Source organism: Bradymonas sediminis (assembly GCF_003258315.1).
GTDB lineage: Bacteria > Myxococcota_A > Bradymonadia > Bradymonadales > Bradymonadaceae > Bradymonas > Bradymonas sediminis.
The window spans coordinates 2,012,185-2,031,573 of record NZ_CP030032.1; the positions used below are offsets into that span (position 1 = coordinate 2,012,185).

At 60.6% G+C, this 19,389-nt stretch carries 23 protein-coding genes; 11 read left to right on the forward strand and 12 right to left on the reverse strand.

The genetic code is table 11. The features are described 5' to 3' along the window. Window positions 1-41: 41 nt before the first annotated feature. From ruvA to DN745_RS07555, 4 genes are all read right to left on the reverse strand, one after another. Entirely contained in the window at window positions 42-641 is a 600-nt protein-coding gene (gene ruvA / locus DN745_RS07540; protein ID WP_111333505.1) for a Holliday junction branch migration protein RuvA, read from the reverse strand. A gap of 90 nt (window positions 642-731) precedes the next feature. After that, entirely contained in the window at window positions 732-1,217 is a 486-nt protein-coding gene (gene ruvC, locus DN745_RS07545) for a crossover junction endodeoxyribonuclease RuvC (protein WP_111333506.1), read from the reverse strand. 25 nt (window positions 1,218-1,242) lie between these two features. Continuing rightward, window positions 1,243-1,713, reverse strand: coding sequence for an arsenate-mycothiol transferase ArsC (locus DN745_RS07550; RefSeq protein ID WP_111333508.1), 471 nt, complete (start codon window positions 1,711-1,713; stop codon window positions 1,243-1,245). After that, window positions 1,710-2,813 (reverse strand): 1-aminocyclopropane-1-carboxylate deaminase/D-cysteine desulfhydrase, encoded by a 1,104-nt coding sequence (locus DN745_RS07555; RefSeq protein ID WP_111333510.1) that lies wholly within the window; start codon window positions 2,811-2,813, stop codon window positions 1,710-1,712. Before DN745_RS07555 ends, DN745_RS07550 begins: the two co-directional genes overlap by 4 nt. Window positions 2,814-2,911: 98 nt before the next feature. Between DN745_RS07555 and DN745_RS07560 the strand changes: the two genes are divergently transcribed. Next, window positions 2,912-3,247, forward strand: coding sequence for a hypothetical protein (locus DN745_RS07560; protein ID WP_111333511.1), 336 nt, complete (start codon window positions 2,912-2,914; stop codon window positions 3,245-3,247). A gap of 44 nt (window positions 3,248-3,291) precedes the next feature. Here DN745_RS07560 and DN745_RS07565 read toward each other — a convergent pair whose 3' ends face one another. The 5 genes from DN745_RS07565 to coaE all read right to left on the reverse strand — a co-directional run bounded on the left by DN745_RS07565 (window position 3,292) and on the right by coaE (window position 7,016). Further along, entirely contained in the window at window positions 3,292-3,771 is a 480-nt protein-coding gene (locus DN745_RS07565) for a hypothetical protein (protein WP_133621972.1), read from the reverse strand. A 135-nt stretch (window positions 3,772-3,906) separates the two neighbouring features. Then, window positions 3,907-4,851 (reverse strand): RluA family pseudouridine synthase, encoded by a 945-nt coding sequence (locus tag DN745_RS07570; protein ID WP_111333514.1) that lies wholly within the window; start codon window positions 4,849-4,851, stop codon window positions 3,907-3,909. Continuing rightward, window positions 4,848-5,120, reverse strand: coding sequence for a hypothetical protein (locus tag DN745_RS07575; RefSeq protein ID WP_111333516.1), 273 nt, complete (start codon window positions 5,118-5,120; stop codon window positions 4,848-4,850). Before DN745_RS07575 ends, DN745_RS07570 begins: the two co-directional genes overlap by 4 nt. Window positions 5,121-5,226: 106 nt before the next feature. Continuing rightward, window positions 5,227-6,357 (reverse strand): SDR family oxidoreductase, encoded by a 1,131-nt coding sequence (locus DN745_RS07580; RefSeq protein ID WP_111333517.1) that lies wholly within the window; start codon window positions 6,355-6,357, stop codon window positions 5,227-5,229. 35 nt (window positions 6,358-6,392) lie between these two features. Beyond that, complete coding sequence (coaE, locus tag DN745_RS07585; RefSeq protein ID WP_204355109.1) at window positions 6,393-7,016, reverse strand: dephospho-CoA kinase; 624 nt, start codon at window positions 7,014-7,016, stop codon at window positions 6,393-6,395. 209 nt (window positions 7,017-7,225) lie between these two features. On the opposite strand from coaE, the gene DN745_RS07590 reads away from it, so the two are divergent. Then, complete coding sequence (locus tag DN745_RS07590) at window positions 7,226-8,500, forward strand: hypothetical protein (RefSeq protein WP_111333519.1); 1,275 nt, start codon at window positions 7,226-7,228, stop codon at window positions 8,498-8,500. Beyond that, window positions 8,497-9,282 carry a hypothetical protein gene (locus tag DN745_RS07595; protein ID WP_111333520.1) on the forward strand — a complete coding sequence of 262 codons (786 nt, stop codon included), beginning with the start codon at window positions 8,497-8,499 and terminating at the stop codon, window positions 9,280-9,282. The genes DN745_RS07590 and DN745_RS07595 overlap by 4 nt, the downstream gene beginning before the upstream one ends. Window position 9,283: 1 nt before the next feature. Here DN745_RS07595 and DN745_RS07600 read toward each other — a convergent pair whose 3' ends face one another. Then, entirely contained in the window at window positions 9,284-9,994 is a 711-nt protein-coding gene (locus DN745_RS07600) for an expansin EXLX1 family cellulose-binding protein (RefSeq protein WP_111333522.1), read from the reverse strand. Window positions 9,995-10,376: 382 nt separating this feature from the next. Here DN745_RS07600 and DN745_RS07605 point away from each other — a divergent pair, with 382 nt between their 5' ends. The 8 genes from DN745_RS07605 (at window position 10,377) to DN745_RS07640 (ending at window position 17,438) form a co-directional block, all read left to right on the forward strand. After that, window positions 10,377-11,147 (forward strand): M949_RS01915 family surface polysaccharide biosynthesis protein, encoded by a 771-nt coding sequence (locus DN745_RS07605; protein ID WP_133621973.1) that lies wholly within the window; start codon window positions 10,377-10,379, stop codon window positions 11,145-11,147. A 96-nt stretch (window positions 11,148-11,243) separates the two neighbouring features. After that, window positions 11,244-11,558, forward strand: coding sequence for a DUF1801 domain-containing protein (locus tag DN745_RS07610; RefSeq protein ID WP_111333525.1), 315 nt, complete (start codon window positions 11,244-11,246; stop codon window positions 11,556-11,558). 48 nt (window positions 11,559-11,606) lie between these two features. After that, window positions 11,607-12,317 (forward strand): TIGR04283 family arsenosugar biosynthesis glycosyltransferase, encoded by a 711-nt coding sequence (locus DN745_RS07615; protein ID WP_111333527.1) that lies wholly within the window; start codon window positions 11,607-11,609, stop codon window positions 12,315-12,317. A gap of 102 nt (window positions 12,318-12,419) precedes the next feature. After that, entirely contained in the window at window positions 12,420-13,232 is an 813-nt protein-coding gene (gntA, locus tag DN745_RS07620; protein ID WP_111333529.1) for a guanitoxin biosynthesis heme-dependent pre-guanitoxin N-hydroxylase GntA, read from the forward strand. Window positions 13,233-13,264: 32 nt separating this feature from the next. Then, a complete protein-coding gene (locus DN745_RS07625; RefSeq protein ID WP_111333531.1) occupies window positions 13,265-13,864 on the forward strand; it encodes a DUF1989 domain-containing protein in 600 nt (199 codons plus the stop codon). A 71-nt stretch (window positions 13,865-13,935) separates the two neighbouring features. After that, window positions 13,936-14,688, forward strand: a complete 753-nt coding sequence (locus DN745_RS07630) for a TPM domain-containing protein (protein ID WP_111333532.1) — start codon at window positions 13,936-13,938, stop codon at window positions 14,686-14,688. Beyond that, on the forward strand, window positions 14,588-15,562 hold the full coding sequence (locus DN745_RS07635; RefSeq protein ID WP_239497587.1) for a TPM domain-containing protein: 975 nt from the start codon (window positions 14,588-14,590) through the stop codon (window positions 15,560-15,562). The genes DN745_RS07630 and DN745_RS07635 overlap by 101 nt, the downstream gene beginning before the upstream one ends. 136 nt (window positions 15,563-15,698) lie before the next feature. Then, window positions 15,699-17,438, forward strand: coding sequence for a HEAT repeat domain-containing protein (locus DN745_RS07640; RefSeq protein WP_111333535.1), 1,740 nt, complete (start codon window positions 15,699-15,701; stop codon window positions 17,436-17,438). Between the two features lie 404 nt (window positions 17,439-17,842). Here the strand turns inward: DN745_RS07640 and DN745_RS07650 are convergent, their stop codons facing one another. Both DN745_RS07650 and DN745_RS07655 read right to left on the reverse strand, forming a co-directional pair. After that, window positions 17,843-18,379: a GFA family protein gene (locus tag DN745_RS07650; RefSeq protein WP_111333539.1), complete on the reverse strand. Its 537-nt coding sequence runs from the start codon at window positions 18,377-18,379 to the stop codon at window positions 17,843-17,845. Next, complete coding sequence (locus DN745_RS07655) at window positions 18,379-19,164, reverse strand: VOC family protein (protein WP_111333541.1); 786 nt, start codon at window positions 19,162-19,164, stop codon at window positions 18,379-18,381. The genes DN745_RS07650 and DN745_RS07655 overlap by 1 nt, the downstream gene beginning before the upstream one ends. Window positions 19,165-19,389: the final 225 nt, after the last annotated feature.

Sequence of the window (19,389 nt, forward strand, 5' to 3'; positions counted from 1 at the left end):
TTGTCATGCATCCACTTCAGGTCATTTTTAATGCGGAGAGTTCAGCGCAGCATCTTCAGAGCTTCGCGAAGCAGCGGCTCGAGGTCGGCTGCATTCTCGATGCTTCCTTTCATATTCTCAAGGGTCTGTTCGACGTCATTTTCGCGGTAGCCCAGATTGCCCAGCGCGGAGCGTAGGTCGTCAGCCATATCGCCGCCCACGCTCGGGTCGGCCGGGGCGAGCTCGGCGAACTCGAAGTCATCGACCGCGCTCTTGAGCTCCAGGATAATGCGCTGGGCTGTCTTTTTGCCCACGCCGCTTATCTGGGTGAGCGCCTTAACGTCGCTATTTCGCACCGCGCGGATAAAATCCGACGGGGTCAGCCCCGACAGAACCGCCAGCCCCATCTTCGGCCCGATACCCGACACCGAGGTCAGCCGCATAAACAGGCGCTTCTCCTCAAAGGTCGCGAACCCAAACAGCGTAATCGCGTCTTCGCGCACGTTGGTGTGGATATGAAAACTCGCCCGGCCGTCGGCCTCGGGCTCAATGCGCCCGGCGGTGCCCAGCGGCACATGCACATGGTATCCGACGCCGTTGACGTCCACGATAAGCGAATTCATCGTGAGGATTTGAATATGACCTTTGAGGCTGGCAATCATGGAATTTAGCGGTGTTGTAAAGAGGATGCGCAAAGTGCGCGTGGGCAATGCGTGAGACTGAACGTATGTATCAATAATCGATCGCCAACGCTAGCGCAATCGCTCGGCGAACCCGGCGAATTGGCAATGGCAGATGGCGACCGCCAGGGCGTCGGCGGCGTCTTCGGCCAACTCACCGCGCAGCTTCAGCGTGAGCTTCACCATCTGCTGAACCTCGTCTTTTTTGGCGTGCCCGTGGCCCGCCACCGCCTGCTTGATGCTGGTGGGCGGGTATTCGCTCAGCGGAATATCGGCCATCGACAGGGCGAGCAGCGCCACGCCGCGCGCGTGGCCGAGTTTGAGGCTCGACATGGCGTTTTTGGCGAAGAATATCGACTCCACCGCGCATTGCTCGGGCGTATAGGTCTCGATAATCTCGCGGATGCCCTCGTAGATCACCGGCAGGCGCGCGCTGAGCTCGCCTGCGCGCGCCGCGTTGATACGGCCGCTGGCGACATAGACCAGCTCGGAGCCATTTTTTCGCACCACGCCGTAGCCGGTGTAGCGCGAGCCGGGGTCGATACCCAATACAAGCACGGGGTTTGCCGAGGTCGAAGGAAGATCAGGCGCGCATGGTCTTAATCCAGGCGTTGAGCGCCGTTTGGATCAGGTCGCGGGCGTGGCGAAAGGTCTCAATATCCTTGCCGACCGGGTCGGGGATATGGCTAAGCGCGGGCTCGCCGGGCGCGCGGGCGTACTCCCAAATGCGCACGATTTTCGGGGCCAGGGAGCGGTCGCTTCGCAGCAGCTCGTCTTCGTGGCGCGGCGCCATGACCACGATGCGGTCGGCCATGCGCATCAGCGCGATATTGACGCCCTGGGAGCGATGCCGGGTCAGGTCGACGCCGATCTCGGCGGCGGTCGTCACGGTATGGGTGGCCGCCGAGCGTCCGTTGAGCCCCAGCGTGCCCGCCGAAATCACGACCGCCGGAATCTTCGCCTCGGCGAAGAGCTGGCGCGCCAACCCCTCGGCCAGCGGAGAGCGGCAGATATTGCCGCTGCACACAAAAACAATACGCAGTGTCTTACTCATAGGTCGTCTTCGAAGAATTTTTGATAGCCGTCGGGAAGATCCCGCGCCACGTCGACGCTGGCGATGCGCGCGCTCAAATCAGCCCCGCTTAGGGTGTGCCAATACAGCACATTCTTATTGGCCAGGTCCAGCCGCTCGCGCTCGCCGATAATCGCGGCGAAGGCTTTGCCCGTATAGGTCGGCTCCAAGACGACATCTGAGCATTTGGCGCATAGCCCAAGGGCTTCCATTCCTTCGTCGGTGGGTTTTCCGTAGTCTTCGCCGAAATAATCGTCGAGCAAGGTAACGTCGGAGATCGAAATATGTGGGATATCTTGGACGCCGTGGGCGCGCAGGATTTTGCCGGCTTTGTTGGCCAGATGGGCGGTGATGGCGGCGTTGGTCATGATCTTATCGACCACGCGCACGCCGATGATCTGGGTGTCGAGGCCGGCCATGCGCGCCCCGAGGATAAGCCCGGCCAGGGTGCCGCAGGTACCGGCGGCCACGAAGATATAGTCCGGCAGGACGGTCTCGCCGCGCTCGATCTGCTGCTTGAGCTCAAAGGCCGCGTTGACATAGCCGAGCACGCCGGGCGGCGAGGAGCCGCCGCCGGGGATATAATAGATATTCTGGGCCGTCGACAGCCACTGCTTCATCTTCGCCTTGCCGACCTCGACCGGCAGCGTCAACTTATTGCTCGCCAGGGTCAGCACGGGGTTGGTGCTGCAGATGGCCTTTAGGTTCTTTCGCACATGCTCGGTGACGGGCTGCGGGAAATGCAGCACCGCCGGGCGAAGGCCGACCTGGCGGGCATAGATGGCGGTGGCCAGCGCGTGATGGCTGCCAATAGCGCCCACCGTCCACACCTCTTTGTAGCCCTGGGCCAGCGCCTCGCCGAGCAAAAACTCGAGCTTGCGCACTTTGTTCCCTCCATACTCTGTGCCAGACTGGTCGTCGGATTTGACCCAGAGGGAACGGCAACCAATTTCAGACCCGAGCTTTTCGAGGTGTTTCACCGGCGTCGGCAGCGTCGCCAGTGAAATATGGGGAATGGTTCGAGTCGACGGGAGTGTTTCAAACAGAGCCAGCGGCGCGTTCGATGGTTTGGAGTCGGTCATAAGGAGTGGCTCTTGTCGGCGAATCTCAGTAGAAACGATGAAAATATTTCGGGCTCAATCGAGCCCTAAACAGTGTACTTAAATGAGGAGATTTTGAAATGAGCGACTTCCTTAAGAATTCAGAAACACGATACGATGCTTCCCAAAAGGCCCTGTGGGTCTATCGCGAATTCGACGACGCCAAGACGCTGCTGCCGCCGGCCGAACTCCAGGGTTGGTCCAAGCAATTGCAATCCGGAAAAACCCCGGCCGGTGAGGCCCTCGAGCATATCAATATCGTCTTCTCCCAGCAGAAGACCGCCGAGTATAACCACCAGCCGCTGAGCTTTTCGAAGATCGGCGTGTATTACGGCGACCTCGACAACGCCACGCGCTATCAGAGCGAAGACGGCGACCCGGGCTTCGACACCCGCAGTGACTTCGGAATCGAATAATCTCCATCGAGTTTTACCGCACGCGCGCCCGCTAAGCCCTCCGCTTAGCCGGCGCGCGTTGCTGCTTCAATGGCAGCCAACTGGTCGATATTATCGTCATTCGCCCACGGAATCATCTGGAGCACGCGCAGCATAAGCGCGCGGTGCACCTGATGCGGGTTTGGGTTCGGGTCGTCGACGCCGGCGTGATTGGCCCACCAATAGCCCATCTCGGTGAAGACGATCGATTCATAGTTGCGGGTGGGAAAAACCCAGCAGCGTAGCGCGTCACCGTGAATCCTCATCTCAACAGAGACGTTGGAGTTGCGGGGGTAGTCGGCGTCCGCCCCCATCTTAAGCGCGGTGTAGGCGTCAAAGATGGGTTGCAGTCGGGGCAGCGCGCCCTCGGGGGTGTCTTCAAGGTCGAGGACCAGCGCGGCCGCGTCGGCCACTCGTTCGCGCAGGGCGCGCATCTGCGCGACCCACCGCTGCGGCGGCATTGTCTGAAGCGAAGGAAGTTCGGCTGAGAAGGGAGTGAGCGCCATCGGATCACCTCGCAATGCACGGATTGTCGCGTCCCGCGGGGCCTGGCCCGGGGACATCACGCGCCCGAAGGCGCGTGTATGACCTGCATTGGGTTGAACGGGTGATATTGGCCGATTAATCCGCCGCGCGCTGAATCAGCGCCAACTCTTGCCGGCGCGCAACGCTTCGAGCGCGTCCTGAAAATCAGCAGGATAGGGGGACTCACACTCAACGCGGCTTCCATCGGGATGGTCGAAGCCAAGCGAGCGGGCATGAAGCGCCTGGCGGCCGATCAGCGGGGTCGCTTGCGTCAGGGCGGTGCCGTAGAGCGAATCGCCCAGGAGCGGCGCGTTCGCCTCGAAGAAATGCATGCGAATCTGGTGGGTGCGCCCGGTTTGCAGGCGGCATTCCACCAGGCAAACATCCCAATCGAAGCGCTCAAGCACCCGATAATGGGTAATCGCGCGGCGCTTCGACTCGTGAAGTCCGCTAAATCGCTTGCGGTTATTGGGGTTTCGGGCGTGGAAGGTGTCGAAGACGCCCTGGTCCTCCAGGCGCGGGCCGACCACCAGCGCGTGATAACTTCGCGACACCGTATGTTTGCCGAATTGCTCGGCCAAAAAGCGATGCGCTTGGTCCGACTTGGTCACGGCGAGGGCGCCGCTGGTATCCTTGTCGAGCCGGTGCACAATCCCCGGACGCAGTTCGCCGCCGATGCCGGCAAGGTCGTCGAATTGATATAAGAGGGCGTTGACCAGGGTGCCGTCGGAATGCCCCGGCGAGGGATGCACGACCATGCCGGCGGGCTTTTGCACCACCGCGAGCGAGGCGTCCTCGTAGAGCACGTCGACCGGGATCTTTTGCGCCTCAAGCGTGGGCACGCTCGGCGGGCTAAAGTCCCAGCGAATCATATCATCTTCGCGCAACGTATAGCCCGACTTCACCTGGGCATCGTTGACGGTGATTTCGCCGGCGTCGAGCCGCCGCCGCACTTGAGAGCGCGACAGCGGCGGGTCGTTTTGGTCCGCCAGATAGACGTCAAGGCGGGTGCCTTCTTCATCGGGTTCGACGAGAAAACGAAATGTTGTGGGTTGGTTCACCAGATATCACTTTCGATATGAGCGGTGCCGGCGAAGACGGTGTCGATAAACGCCTTCTCGAAGATATTGGTGTTATTGCACAGCTCTTCGCAGACGTAGCCCTCGAAATGCTGACGCGCCTCGCGCATCACATCGGCGAGCTCTTCGAAAAGGTTATCATTCGCAATACCACGCTCGATTTTCTTCTGGATATCGGGATAAATCGCGATATCGGAGGCGATAACGCGCGCTCGAATTGCGGCTTTTTTCGGATCCGTGACTTTCGCCATAATGGTCTCACTCGCTAAAAATAACGTGGGATTCGGACTGATGTCCGGTGGGTAGGATAGACCCTTCGGCCCAATCGGGCAACAATACTCTGTGGCCCGAAATCACCTACCCGAGAAGTTCTTCGGCCGTCGGCAATTCAACGTCGAAGTCCATGCCGGTGGTCTTAATAAATGCGACCAGGTTTTCGGCGTAGCTCGGGAAGGGCGGGCAGCGCAGATCGCCCTTGAGCGCGTCGACCGCGTTGATCGAATTGTAGATCGTGAGGTGATTAAAATCCTCGGCGAATTGGCGCGGCCCGCGCGTGAATTTCTCGACGTAAGGGATCTTCATCGCCCATTTGGTCAGCGAATAGGGCAGGTGGCCGACCGGCGGGCGTTTGCCGGCGGTGTGGGCAATGAGTTCGAAGACCTTGCGGGCCGACAGCGGGTTGGTGTCGCAGAGGTGGAAGGTTTTTCCGATACTATCGTCCTGCAGGCTGATGCGGTGCATCGCCTCGCAGACATAATCCGCCGGCACCAGGTTCAGCGGTTTATCGCCTTTTCCGGGCATTAAAATCGGGAAGGACTCCGGCATCTGGACGATCAGATTCATCAAGAAATACGGCCCGGCCATGCGGTCGATTTCGCCGGTCTGGGAGTCGCCGACCACGATGCTTGGGCGGTAGATGCTGACCGGGATCAGGTCCATCGCCTGGCGCATAATCAGCTCGGCCTCGTATTTGGTGCGTTCATAGGCGTTGCGGAAGCTCTGCCCCTCGTCGAGCTCATCTTCCATGATGACGCCGCTTCGCTGCCCGGCCACGAACGCCGTCGAGTAGTGATTCAGCCGCTTGAGATGCTCCATCTCGAGCGCAGCGTCGACGATATTCCGCGCCCCCTCCACGTTCACCCGCTGAATCTCGCGCTTGCTCGCCCCCAGATACCAGATGCTCGCGATATGGTAGATATCGGTGACATTGGCCAATAACTCGAGGTATTCGGTGCCGCTGAGCCCCAGGTCCAATGAGACCACGTCGCCGCTGAGGATTTGGTAGCGATCTGGGTCTGCGCCCATCGCCTCAAGCCGACGCGTCGCCCGGTCGATAAAGTCGGGGCGCACCAACAGTCGCACAAAGGAGTCCGGCTCGTTGGTGAAGATCGTGCGCAGCATCCGGTGCGGCATGAAGCTGGGGAATCCGGTCAATAGAATATCGCGCGCGCCGCGTGGGCGGCGTTTTGAGTCTTTGGAACGGCTCATAATCTATCTTCTTGGTGCGAGTCGAGTATGCGTAATTATTTATTAAAGCGTTGCATTAGCTGTTTGAATATCTCGTCAACCTGTGCGCGGGTCTGGTCGCGGGTGCCATTATTATCGATGACATAATCGGCCACCTTGATTTTCTCTTGGACCGGCATCTGCGAGTCGATGCGCTGTTGGGCGGCTTCGGTGCTGAGGCCGTCGCGCTGCATCAGTCGCTCCAATTGCACCTGGGGGTCGACCGCCACCACGATCAGCGCGTTTAACCAGCGGTGCGCGTTATTTTCGACGAGCAGGGCCGCATCATAGACCATCCAGCGCTCGCCATCCATCCGATATTGTTGGGCGTATTGCATCAACCGCTGCGCGATGCGCGGGTGCGTGATGGTCTCAAGCGCGCGTCGCGCGTCCTCGTCGGCAAAGATCAGGGCCCCGAGCGCGCCTCGGTTCAGCGTCTGGTCGGCGTTCAAGACCTCCTCGCCGAAGCGCTCGCGAATATCCTCCCACGCCGGCTCCCCGGGCTCCACGATTTCGCGGGCCAGGATATCAGCGTCGACCAGCGGCACCCCGAGTTCGATCAGATGCCCGGCGACCAGAGACTTGCCGCTTGCGATGGAGCCGGTTAAACCGACCATGGCGAAATCCTTGGCGTCACCCATTATATTATCCTTATTTACGCTGAGGATGTTGATTTAGGCCCAGATGAGGCTGCATTACCGCCCGATTTATGGCATATCCCCCCGTGGTTGCCAATTGAATTGGCCCAGATCTATCACCCAATCCCCCCTGGAATACGATGGCGCGACGAGGCAGACGACGGCGTTCACGAGCAAAGCGAAATGCGGCGAGCGACGCGTCGGTACATCCATTGGTAGAGCGCATTTGGTCGAAGGCGATTCAGGCGCAAACCATCGGAATTTTATTTGGCCTGGCCGGCCTGATTCTGATGATCACTCCGTTGCTACGCCAGCCGAGCAAGCCATCGAGCACGATGGTGGCCGGGTCCTGGTGGACCTCGGCGTTTTATGCGCCCGGCGAACTCGGCCTGGCCGCGGCGTTAAGCGCGGTGGCGGTCGTGTTATTGGCCGGCATCTTGTGGACGCGCGTTGCGTTCGCGCGCCCGTCGCGAAAGAGCGAAGGCGTCGTCACCGCCGAGCCCACCGCCGACTTCGAATTTGAGCAATCCCCCATCCCCGAGGTCGCCCTCGACCTGGCCGACCGGTCACGCCGCGGGATCTTCCCCTGGGTTGGCGCCGCCTGCATGGTCGCGGGCATCGCGCTGCTGGCAGGCGAGTGGTTCGTCGCCCAGCAAAAACTCCCGCCGGCGTTCACCGCCATCGCAAATGGCGAGTCGATTGAGAGCTTCACGCTCCCCCATAGTGACGCGCCGCTGAAGGTGAACCTGCCGCGCCGCGTGCGCCTCAAGGAGTTGCAGCTCGGCGAGGAGCCCAGCGCGTCGATCCAGATCTTTCAGGTCGGTCAAAATCCCGGCGAATCGCCGTCGATTAACCGCACCTTACCCGCCGGAGCGGGCGTCACCTTTAACGGCTACCGCATCACCTTTAGCGGTGTGCGCCCCAGCGAAGACAAGCTGCGCGCGACGTTTAGCAGCAAAGAGCCCGATTCGGTCGCGGCGACCGCGAGCATCGGCAAAAAATTTCGCCTCAGCCTCGACGGCCCCGAATATAAATTGCTCGGCATCCAGGAGAATTATCTCAACGTGATGGGCCCGGCGGCCGAGGTTGAGTCGGACGAGCTCGGCAAATTTTGGGTCTTCTCGCGCAACTCCACCACCTCGGTCCCGCCGGACCTCAAACATCCGATTCTGATGGACCGCGTTGAGTCCGAGATGGCCGGCATCTTTACCATCACGCCCGCCCAGCGTTTCTGGCCCATCTCATTGGGCGGCACGCTCTTTGTGCTCGGATTTTCGCTGCTGATTATCTTCCCTGAGCGAATCGTGCGCGCGGAGCGCGGCGGTAAAGTTCGCGTGTGGAGCTTCCACGAAGCAGGCGCGCTTAGCGATTATATCTTGCGGGAATCTGAAGATGAACTGCTGGCAGCCGACGAGGACCGCGTCGCGGCTTCTGACGACAGCCAGCCCGCAGAACCCCGGGCCGACAAAAAAGGAGACTCCGCGTGAACAACCTTCTTCCCCAATCAATCTCGGCGCTGGCGGTCTTAGGCAGTTTAATCGCGCTGGTGATGCTCAACCCGAAGAAAAAGAACGCGGCCGAAGGCGATAGAACGCTGCTGCGCGGGGCGGTTGGCATCGGCTGGCTCGGGCTGCTGGGCGGGGCGCTGCTTATTTATCTGGGCGTCTTTAATACTCTGAGCGCGCTGATGGGAACCGCGGCTTGCGCCGGACTCGCCGCGCTCCCGATGACCATCGACCTGCGCAAATCGCCGAGCTACGCGGTCGCGCTGGGGGCGGTCGCGCCGCTGCTTATTGGCGCCACGGCGCTGGTCTTAAAGATTGATATCGTCGGCGAACCCGCCGACGCGATGCTCTTATACGCCGGACAATGGGCCGCGTTTTGCGCGGCGATGTCCGCCGCGCTGATCGCGAGCGCGTTTAGCTGGGCGAGTCGAAGCAGCGCAGGGCAGGGCGACGCCGCCTCGGAAGCCCGGGCTCAAGATGCGCGGCGACTCGGCCTGCACGCGCGCGACTTCGCGCTGCGCGCCGTCCTGCTCGGATGGCTCTCCTGGCTGGTGCTTATCCTGATTCATTGGCGCAGCATCGGCGCCATCAGCATGGCGTCTCCCGCCGATTGGACCTTCGTCGGCGCCCTTATGCTCGCCACCTCTGCGCTGCTCGTCCTCTGGTCGAAGCGGCGGGCCTACTACGAGGCTATCCTCTTGATTTATATCGCGATTCTCGCGCTGGGGATCTGCTTTGGCGCGCCATTTGGGCTGGCGATTTAGTTCATCTGCCATCTTCACAAATAGGGAATTGCGCCTGGCCATCCACTAACGTATCGGGCGAAAACGCAATCCCGCGGTCTTCGACCACATTGCCCATCACATCCGTGACCCGAAAATCGTAGGGCCCCACGCCCATCCCGCCTTCATCGACGATAAAATAATTATAGCCCGAGCGGGTCGCCATCTTATAGTCGCCGTCGCCGGCTTTGATCTCGACGCTCGCGACGGGATAGCGGTGGTTTCGCACCTGGACGGCGGTCCACCATTGGTTGCTGCCTTCCTTAAAGTGATACTTCAGAACACCTTCGACCGGGCATGGGACGAAACGCCAGGACACGTCGACGCGCCCCTGTTCTAGAGTGGCTATTTGGGCGAACGCCTCGGCGCTCAGGTCGATATCTCCGGCGCCACAGCCCGGGCAACGGTCGACCACGCGCGCGCTCACCGACGCGTCGGGGCCGTCGACTTCGATGCAGGCGCCGCAGGCCGCCGAGGCGACGAAGTCCTCGGCGTTGAGGGCGACCACATGCAGGTCATCGGGCGTCGCCGGAAAGCTGCACGCGCCGCTGCCGTCGGCTGCGTAATAGGTGGATTGTCCCTGGTATTCGACGCCGTTGATTTGGCAGGATCGGCCGGATTCGTCGTCATGGACATCATCTTCCGTTACCACGGCAGGCCCGCCATCATCGCTCGACCCATTCGAACAACCCATCACCCCAATGCTCGCCAATGCCACCAAAAGCCCGCGACACCCAGGCGTCAAAGGCGCGGTGAAATTTACTCGATTTATAATTCGCAAAGGTCACTCCGACAGCGGGTTGGCGATGAGCGCAAACTAACCGCGAACGATTTTTGGAACAAGCCTGGGGCATTCGTTGAAATTCAATTGAATCGATCGCAGCGGTGTTTCGTCCACCCCTGGCTGCTCGCGAAGACGAATGGAACCTTGCACCTGAAGTGTTGCCTGAGGTATTAGCCGGCAACCCAATGATTTCATTCGCTATCTGATGTATCGCGTAGCAGGTATTTGCGTACTTCAATTTGAATATTTTGCCAGGCGTCTGTCGCCTAAATTTTCAATCCGATGAGCTATTATGAAAAATGTATTATTAGTCGTTGCCGTATTGTCCCTGGTCGCCGCTTGCGACAATTCGAATAAGACCCCGGCCGGCCAAGAAGGCGCCGCGGTCGCGCAGGCGGAGCCCGCCGACGAGAAGGCATCGGAAGAACCCGCCGAAAAGCCTGAAGGTGAGAAGGCCGAAGACGCTGCGCCAGAAGAGGCGAAGAAGGAGCGAGTCATCGCTCCCGAGGACCGGGTTGAAGTCAGCGCGATGGAGTTCAAAAAGGAGAACTTCCCGGGCAAGCTCCCCGCGGGCGAGGTGCTTGGCGGCATCGCGTTTGTCGACTCCCTGGGCGATAATTACGTCGTCTTCACGCGCAACGAGCTGCCCTCCCAAAAGGAATATAGCGGCAACACCGCGCTGCATATCAAGCATATGGTCAAGAAGGGCGACGAGGTGCGCGAAGTCCGCTCGTATGTCGAGAAGGTCCTCGACTGCGAATTCGACACGATATTGACCCCCGAGTTCGGGGATTGGTCGGTCGCCGACCTTGATAACGATGGCATCGGCGAGGCCATCTTCGCCTACACCGCCGACTGCACCTCGGACCTCTCGCCGAATAAATACAAATTATTCGTGACCGAAGACGGCGCGAAATACGTCTTGCGCGGCCGAACCGCGATTAAAGAGGAAGGTATGGAGCCGATGGGCGGCGAGTTTAAGGCCGACGAAATGCCCGATGCCTTCTCGAAGAAAGCCGAGGAACTCTGGACCAAGTTGTCTCGAAAGGTCTGGCAGGACTGATCAACGATGCGCCCTTAAAGCCATCAATATTCGCCCCGGTCGACTGAGTCGACCGGGGTAATTTTTACGCCCCTAATATAATATCGGAATGACTTTTTGGACGAAACGACATTTAAAGCGATCGACGCGGCGCTCAAATCCATCGTCAAAGATCTGGCGCCCGACGCCGTCTACGTCGCAAAATACGGCGGCGAAGTGATCGCGCCCGATCCCGGGGATATCAGCAGCACCGTGGGCGGCATCTTCTGCTATACCAAGCACGCCTCGCTTGAGTTCTCCTGTGGCGCATTCTTCGATGACCCCGACGGTCATCTTGAAGGCGGCGGCAAGATGCGCCGGCACCTGAAATTCCGCGCGCTGGAGGATGTCGAACTGAAGAATGTTCGCTTCTATCTCGCCCAGGCGCTCTGAAGCTCGACCCAAACGCCAAACGCCAAACCTCGAAAAATACGAAGCTCCATGATTTCAGTCATCACTCTCTGCCTCAACGAGGCCGAAAACCTGGGCAATCGGCGCCGAGAGCTCGGGCGCCAGGGCGTGGCATGGGAATGGATTGTCGTCGATGGCGGCAGCGAAGACGCCACGGTTGAGGTCGCCAGGTCGCTGGGGGCCAGGGTTATCCAGGCACCTCGGGGGCGAGGCACCCAGCTCAACGCGGGCGCACGGGAGGCCCGCGGCGATATCCTGTTGTTTTTGCACGCCGACACCGAATTGCCGCCCGATGGCTTGCGCGCTGTACGCCGCCTGATGGGCGACGCGCAGATTTTGGGTGGTAACTTTAGGATTCGATTCTCTGGAGACCATTGGGAGAGCCGCGCGCTCGAGGTTATCTACCGAATCCGGCAAAGCTTGCTCGGCGTCTATTATGGCGACAGCACGATCTTCGTGCGCCGAGACATCTTCCGGCAGCTCGGCGGTTTTCCCGACCAAAAGATCATGGAGGATTACGATTTCGTGCGCCGCCTGGAGCGGGCAGGGCGCACCCGACAGTTGGACGAATTCGTCATCTCCTCGGACCGGCGCTACCAGGGCAAACTCGGTCGCTGGCTATTTCGTTGGGCCTCCATCCTCGTGCTTTACCGGCTCGGCGTCCCGGCGGATCGACTCGCCGACTTCTATCCCACGCATAAAATAGATGGCCGTAGCCGCCCGGCAGGCTCGCCCCGATGAGCTTGATATCCCCCTCTCCGAGGTCATATTGGGTGATGACGTGGGGTTTGGCGCGCTCGCGCCTGACGGTCAATCATCGTATCAATCAGCCAGGAGTGGAGTATGGAGCGTGGGAGCGACGACGCCGATCATCGCCGGGAAATGAGCGATGCCGCCGGCATCTTCGACCTTCAGGCCGCGGCCGCAAAGGCGGCTTTCGAGGCGTTCGTGGACCATCGGCAATTTCCCTGTCTCGGGGCCAAGTCGGTGGTCCACCGGCAAGCCTATGAGTTTTGCTTTCTTCCACCGCTCGACTCCGACACGGCTGGGGCCGCCCTCTATGAGCGCCTCCTCGCCTACCTGGACGAGTTTGATGGCGAATTGCCGGACAAGCTTTGGAGCTTCGTTGCCTGCTTTTCGGGGCCGCGCTCGCTCTCCGAGGTCGCGTTCGAGAAGTTGCTCTGGCAGAGACTCCAGGAGCTTCACGCGCTCGACGCGCGCCGCTTCGCGTGGGCCGAAGCAGTCGATAGCGACCCGGCGAGCCCTGACTTTGCGTTTTCCGTCGCAGGTGTGCCGTTTTTCCTGGTCGGGATGTCTCCCGCAAGCTCGAGACTGGCGCGAAGATTTCCGTGGCCGGCGATTGCCTTTAATTTCCACGCGCAATTCTCCCAACTTCGTGAGAAAGGGCTATGGGGGACGATGCAGGCCGCGATTCGCAAGAGGGATGTTGACCTCCAGGGCTCGATCAACCCCGAGTTACGTGACCACGGGCGCGGCAGTCAGGCTCGCCAATATTCCGGCTGCCCGCATGCCCGTGGCGACTGGACGCCAAACTTTCACCCCCTCGATAATGACGCATTGGACGCACCGCGATGGGCTGATAATAGCCGCCCGAGTCCCGGCAAGCGTCCTCCGAACGCCAAAGACTTAAATTAACACTTACAATAATCCTGCCGATTGGAACCTGCATGGCTCTCAAAAAACAGCGTATCGCCCCACAAACCGGCGCGGCTTTTCAGATAAACGCCGGCGAACGGCTGAGGATTACGGACCCCGATGGCGCGCAGGTCTGCGATCTTATCGCCTTTGACCGCCGCGACACCCGGCACGCGCTGAGCTCGGGCAGGTCCATCGATTACGCCAATAATATCTACCTGAGCACCGGCGATACCCTCTATTCCAATCGCAGCGAGCCGTTCTTTGAGATCGAGCGCGACGATGTTGGGCGCCACGATTTTTTGCTGACGCCATGCAGCCCCGAGACCTTCGCGCTGCTCTACGACGACGCCCCCGCCGACCACCCGAGCTGTTTCATGAACCTGGTCGAGAACCTGGCCGCCTACAAAATCGAGCCTGACCAGATCCCGACGACCTTCAATATTTTCATGACTGTTGGGGTTGGCGCCGACGGCGAGCTCTCCATCGAGCGGCCGCGCTCAAAACCCGGAGATTGTATCGAGCTTCGGGCGATGACGGACCTGATCGTCGGCTTAACGTCCTGCTCGGCCGAAAAGTCCAACGACGGCTCCTTTGGCCCGATTGATTTCGAGGTACTGCGCGACGCGTAGGCTCAAAACCCGCCCGCATTGCCGCCCACCGGGGCCCAGTTCGGAATATCTCCAATATAGATACAAAAAAAGTGAACATAAGTAATATTCAAGGAAGAGTTATCCTGGGAGTCTGGGCCTTCGCGCTGGTGCTGCTGGGCGCGCCGCTGCTTTTTGCGATGAGTGTCGACACCGTGCCCGACCCACGGGCCGAGGATGGCTGGGTGAGCGATACGATCGGGTTGATCGAGCCGGAGCGTCGACTTCGGCTCAACCAGAAGTTGAGCGCGCTGGAGCAGCAAACCGAGGTCGAAGTCGCGCTCGTGGTCGTCGAAGCGGTCGACACCGCCACGCCCAAAGACTTCGCCACACAGCTCTTTAATCATTGGAAGCTGGGCAAGGCATCCCAAAACAACGGGCTTCTTATTCTATTGGTCCACGGCGAAAAACGCCTGGAGATGGAGACCGGCTACGGCCTGGAGACGGTTTTGACCGATGGCTGGCTGAAGCGCGTGCAGATGAGAGAGATGGTGCCCGCCTTTAAAGCAGACCGCTACGGACAGGGATTGGAGGTAGGCGTTGACGCGGTCATTCAGCACCTCACCGACAATCTCGGCGCGCTTGAGCACGCCGCCGAAAACCCGCAGCGCCAGGCTCCGCGCCCCCCACGCTCTTGGTGCAATGAGCGTCGCCGCGGTTCCCAATCCTCGCCTCACAAACGAATGGATAAGCGATACAATTGGACTGCTCAGCGGGCAGCAGAAAGGGCGACTCAACAAAAAATTAAACGCCCTCCAGCGGGACACAGACGTCGAGTTCGTCGTGGTGATCGTCAAAGCCATTGACACCGCCTCGCCGGCCGAATTTGCGACCCAGCTTTTTGAACAATGGAATTTCGGAGACGCAGCCCAAAATAATGGGCTTCTGCTATTTGTCTTCGACGAGAAACACCTGGAGGTGGAGTTCGGCCACGGCTTGGAGACGGTTTTTACCGATGACTGGGTGAAGAGCATGGAGACGCGCGTCCTCCAAGAAAGCCGCAGCGATCTGCGCCTGGAAGTCGGCGCTCATCTTGTGATTCGCCAGATCGAAGCCCAAAAGAGCGTGCGCGAACCGACCAAGGGAAAACGCAGTGCCCCCTGGTGGGCCTGGGCGCTTGGTGTGCTGCTCACGGGGGGAGTCTCATTCTTTGGTTTTAGTCGACTTCGTGCCGCGACAAAACGCTTTCAATATACCCTCGACCGTACCTGTAAGGACTGCAACAAACCCATGACTCTTGCCTCGGACGAAGAGGCCGCGCCGCATCTGGCGCCCGGTCAACGCGTTGAGATAGAACTCGGCACGGCCATTTATCAATATTATTCTTGCAGCGATTGCGCCCATCGTCGGGTTTTTCGCGAAGAGAAGGTCGTCCCACGCGTCTTGCTATGCCGCCAATGCCAGTATTGGACCCTGACATATTCGTCAAAAGAGATAGGGGCAAACGGCGGTCAATTTGAGACTGTTTTAGATTGCCAAAATTGCGATTGCACATCGTCATCCATCCTGAACCTAAGTGACTACCCCACTTTACCGCCGAACGATGATACATACGGCGGCGGAGGCTCTGGCGGCGGATATAGCGGCGGAAGCTCAAGTGGCGGAAGCTCAAGTGGCGGAAGCACAGGAGGTTTCGGGGGCGGAAGTTCTGGCGGCGGCGGGGCCGGCTCGAGTTGGTAGCAAGCGTCGGCAATTCAGAACGATTGAGAAAGGATAGCCATCGACTCGTCGGCTACGCCCGCATTGCCGCCCACCGGCGCGCGGTGCTAATAATATCGAAATCGAATTCAGCACCGTATTTGGGGATATATTTACGATGACCTCTGCACATTATATTAACCTCGAGCAACTTGGGTGGCCTGGCGCGGACTTCGACGCGGTCCTGGCCGAAGTTCAGGCGCATTACGACGACCCGACGGCCTATCTTTGCAAAAACCTGCGCGAAATCTCGTCGGCGGCGCGCCGCGGGGCGGTTATAATCATCGGAAAATTGGGAGATCGGCGCGCGCTTTCGACGCTGATGCGCTACGTCTTTGACACGCCCGGGCAGGTGCTCGAAGAAGACGCGCGGGCGGCGGCCATGCAGGCGATTATCGCCATCACCGATGCCCAGCCCGAGGACGCCTCGGACCGCCGGCGCGTGGCGAATTTCCTGATGGATATGCTCGACGAGCCCGACGGGTTTGTGCGCGGCCTGGTGATGGATGGGCTTGGGAAGTTCGGGTCGCGCCGGGCGCTATACGCGCTTAAGAACGCCTGGAATGACGAGCATCAATTCGTGGCCGACCAGGCGCGCCAGGCCTATCGCGCCTTGTCGGAGCGCGCGGATAGCCTGCCGTCGCTCGACGAAGACCGACCGCATCGCGACGTTGAGGGCGCGGTGCTGCTCGACCGGATTCGCTTCGCCAATATCAAGGAGCTTCAGCCCTATCTGCATGAACTCGCCAAGCGCCCCAACGCCCTTGAGCTGGCCGACCGCTTCTTGAGCTCGGGGACCAAGCGCAATCATTATGTGCTCGAGCGATTGCCGAGCCTGGGCGACGAAGCCGGGCGAGCCGTGGTCGCGAATCATCTTGAGATGGCGTCGGAGGAGACCGATATCGCGGCGTCTCTGAGCGTGCTTGCTCATTTTCTCGACGGTGACGCGAGCGCCCCAGAATGCGAGGCCATCGAGCGCGGCCTGGGCAGCCAAAGCGCGCATATCACACGCGCAGCGATCCTCGCCGCAGGTGTCAGCGGGAGCGACCGCCTCCTGGAGGGCGTTATCGAGGCGCTGGGTTCAAAAGAGCTCGAAACCGTCCTCGCCGCGGCCAAAGCGGTCGACGAGGCGCTCGGCGCAGACGACAGCCGCTGGGCGGAGCCGCTTGGTCAGGCCTTCGCACCTATCCACGCTCGCCGGCTACAATACGAATTCCCCCGCGACATCCACACAGAGGCGCTGCTGCTTCGCGCCCTAGCTCGCCTCGCCGACTCATCCGACGCTAAGTTGTTGAATAATATCGCCTTTCAGGCGCTCGAGGGAGTCCGAGAGCACCGGCCCATCTTGGCCTCGGCCTTGCGCCTGCTTCATCGACTTACGCCGGTCGACGGCTTGCCGGTCGACGCGCGTTGGCCCCGCGAGCATGCGTGGACCCTTATCCTCCTCATCCCCTATAGCGATGACGCGATTCGCCGCCAGTTGGTCGACCTATTGTCGCGCGGCGCGCCCGAGAATTTCGAGCGGGGCGTGCAGATCCTCGTCGAATTAGCCCGCAGCGCCGCCCTCGAGACCCGCGTTCAACTCGTCGAGTTGGTCGCGCGCTCCGGAGACCCAAGCTCCATCGAATATCTCTACGGATTTGCCCGCGACCCCGCCGAAGAGATCGTCGAAGCCGCCGCCGACGCGCTGCGCCGCCGCCAGGTCGGCGTCGAGCAAATGCCCGCCGATGTCGTCGACATCTTCATGACGCTCGATGAGCGAAAGAACCGCAAATATTATAAAGCGGAGTTCGAGCGCCTCGCCGAGGAGGCTGCGCGGCGCCAGCCGGACAAAAACGGCCGCACCTTTGATGAATGATCCCCGCCGAAGCCTTCGCGAAAAACGCTCCGACCACGGCTACCAATTCTGTCGCGCCCGGTTGGGGCTGGTGGTCCGCGCGTAAGGGGTGATTTGGCCATCAGTCTCGCTCACCAGCGGGGCGAGCCCGCTGGGGGCGTTCTTTTTTTTGACGACGCGTCGCGATGTTGGTGGGATGGGCAGGTCGACATCGCGATTGAATGCGCGTCGGTTGAGCATGGCCGATGCGTGGCAAGCCCCGCAGGGGCGTGACGGAACTAGTAGCCTTCGGCCGGGGTCGGTTGCGTGGTGGTGGATGGGGCGATGGGATTAGCCAGGTGATGGCATTTGTGGAGGCGGGCGAGACGCCCGCGCCCCGGTGTGTGTTGCGTAGTGGCGGCCATAGCCTCCGACCACGGCCGCCATCACAGCTCAATCTCCTCCAACGCCGGCATCTGCGGCACCCGAAATCCCATCGCGACCCAGGCGCCCAACAGCTTCGCGTAGAAGCCGATATTATGCGTCCTGGGGTTCGGAATATCGGCGGGCGGTTGGGTGCCGTCTGGCAGGTCGCCGGTCATGGTGCGCATGGTCGGCGGCGGCGCGGCGCCCTCCGCCCAAATCTCGGCGTAGAGGCTAAGCCAATGCCCCTTCTCAAACTCCAAAAATAGCGGGGTATTGCAGCAACTCGCGATCACGCGGCGCGTCGAGGCTTCTGGCCTAAGGCGGTAGGATTTCAGGGTGTCCTGGCCCGCGACGATGCGTACGCGGTCCTTGCGATACATCACAAAAGGCGTGGCCCCGTAATCGGTCAGAAAACTGGGCGCCCCCGCGAGTTGCTGCATGCGGGCGCCCGCATTTCGGCAGGAGGTGCAGCAGCATTCGACGCTCGCGATGGGGTCGCCGGTGACGTCCATGCGCGTGTGTCCGCAGGCGCAGGTGAGCGGTGTGTCGGTTGCCATCAGCCTTGCTCCTGCACGCGCGGGCCCGAATACGCCATTTTTACGCCTTGCGCGTCGCTCGTCATGATCAGCCAATCGCCCGTGGGCAGCTCCATCGGCCCGGCGCTGACCACGCCACCTGCGGACTCCACGGCCGCCTTGGCGCGGTCGATATCGGCCACGGTGAGCGCGAAGCTCCAATTCGGCTGCGTCGCCGGCTCCTGGCGGTTCATCGTCGCGCCGAGGTCAACCTCGCCGCCTTTAATAAAGCGATACTCCTCATCGGGGCCCATCGGCATGGCGCCGGATTTCTCCCAGCCGAATAGGGCGTGATAGAAATCGAGGGCCGCGTCTTGGTCGCTGGTGACCAGCTCATTCCAACAAAAATGCCCGGGCACTCTCGGCGCGAAGGACTCACTTTTTGTGCTCTCCTCGCCGCGCATCAGATAAAACGCCGCGCCCTGCGGGTCCGTCACGAACGCGATGCGACCGATGCCCGGGATATCCTGGGGCGCCATATGAACGCCGCCGCCCAGGGCCGTGACCTTCTTGGCGCTCGCGTCGACATCGTCCACCGCGAAATAGGCGACCCACAGCGGGTCGAGGGATGCGCCGTCGGGAACCTTGATCATGCCGCCAACCGGGGCGCCATCTGCAGCGCTGAAGGTGCGGTAATCGTGTCCCGGGGCGGCCGGGGATTTCTCAAAACTCCAGCCCATAACCGCCTGATAATACTGCTGGGCGGCGTCGGGCGCGTCGGTGATGAGTTCGTACCAGATCGGTTGGCCTTGCGGTGTGTTCGTCATATGCGTCCTTTATAATTAGTCAAATATGCGTGAAAAAAGATGCGCCGCCGCCGCGGCTTTCAGCCGATTTGCGCGCCCGCGTCATTCGATGCTAGCCTTCTAGCATAGCGAGATTATCTAACCAAATTCCCACATATATTTCTCACCAATTCCCATCGTTTTCGTCCTGCCGACGGGCCTCCCTAAGGTTCGGCGTGCGGGGTCAAGCGGTGACAAACAGAGAGT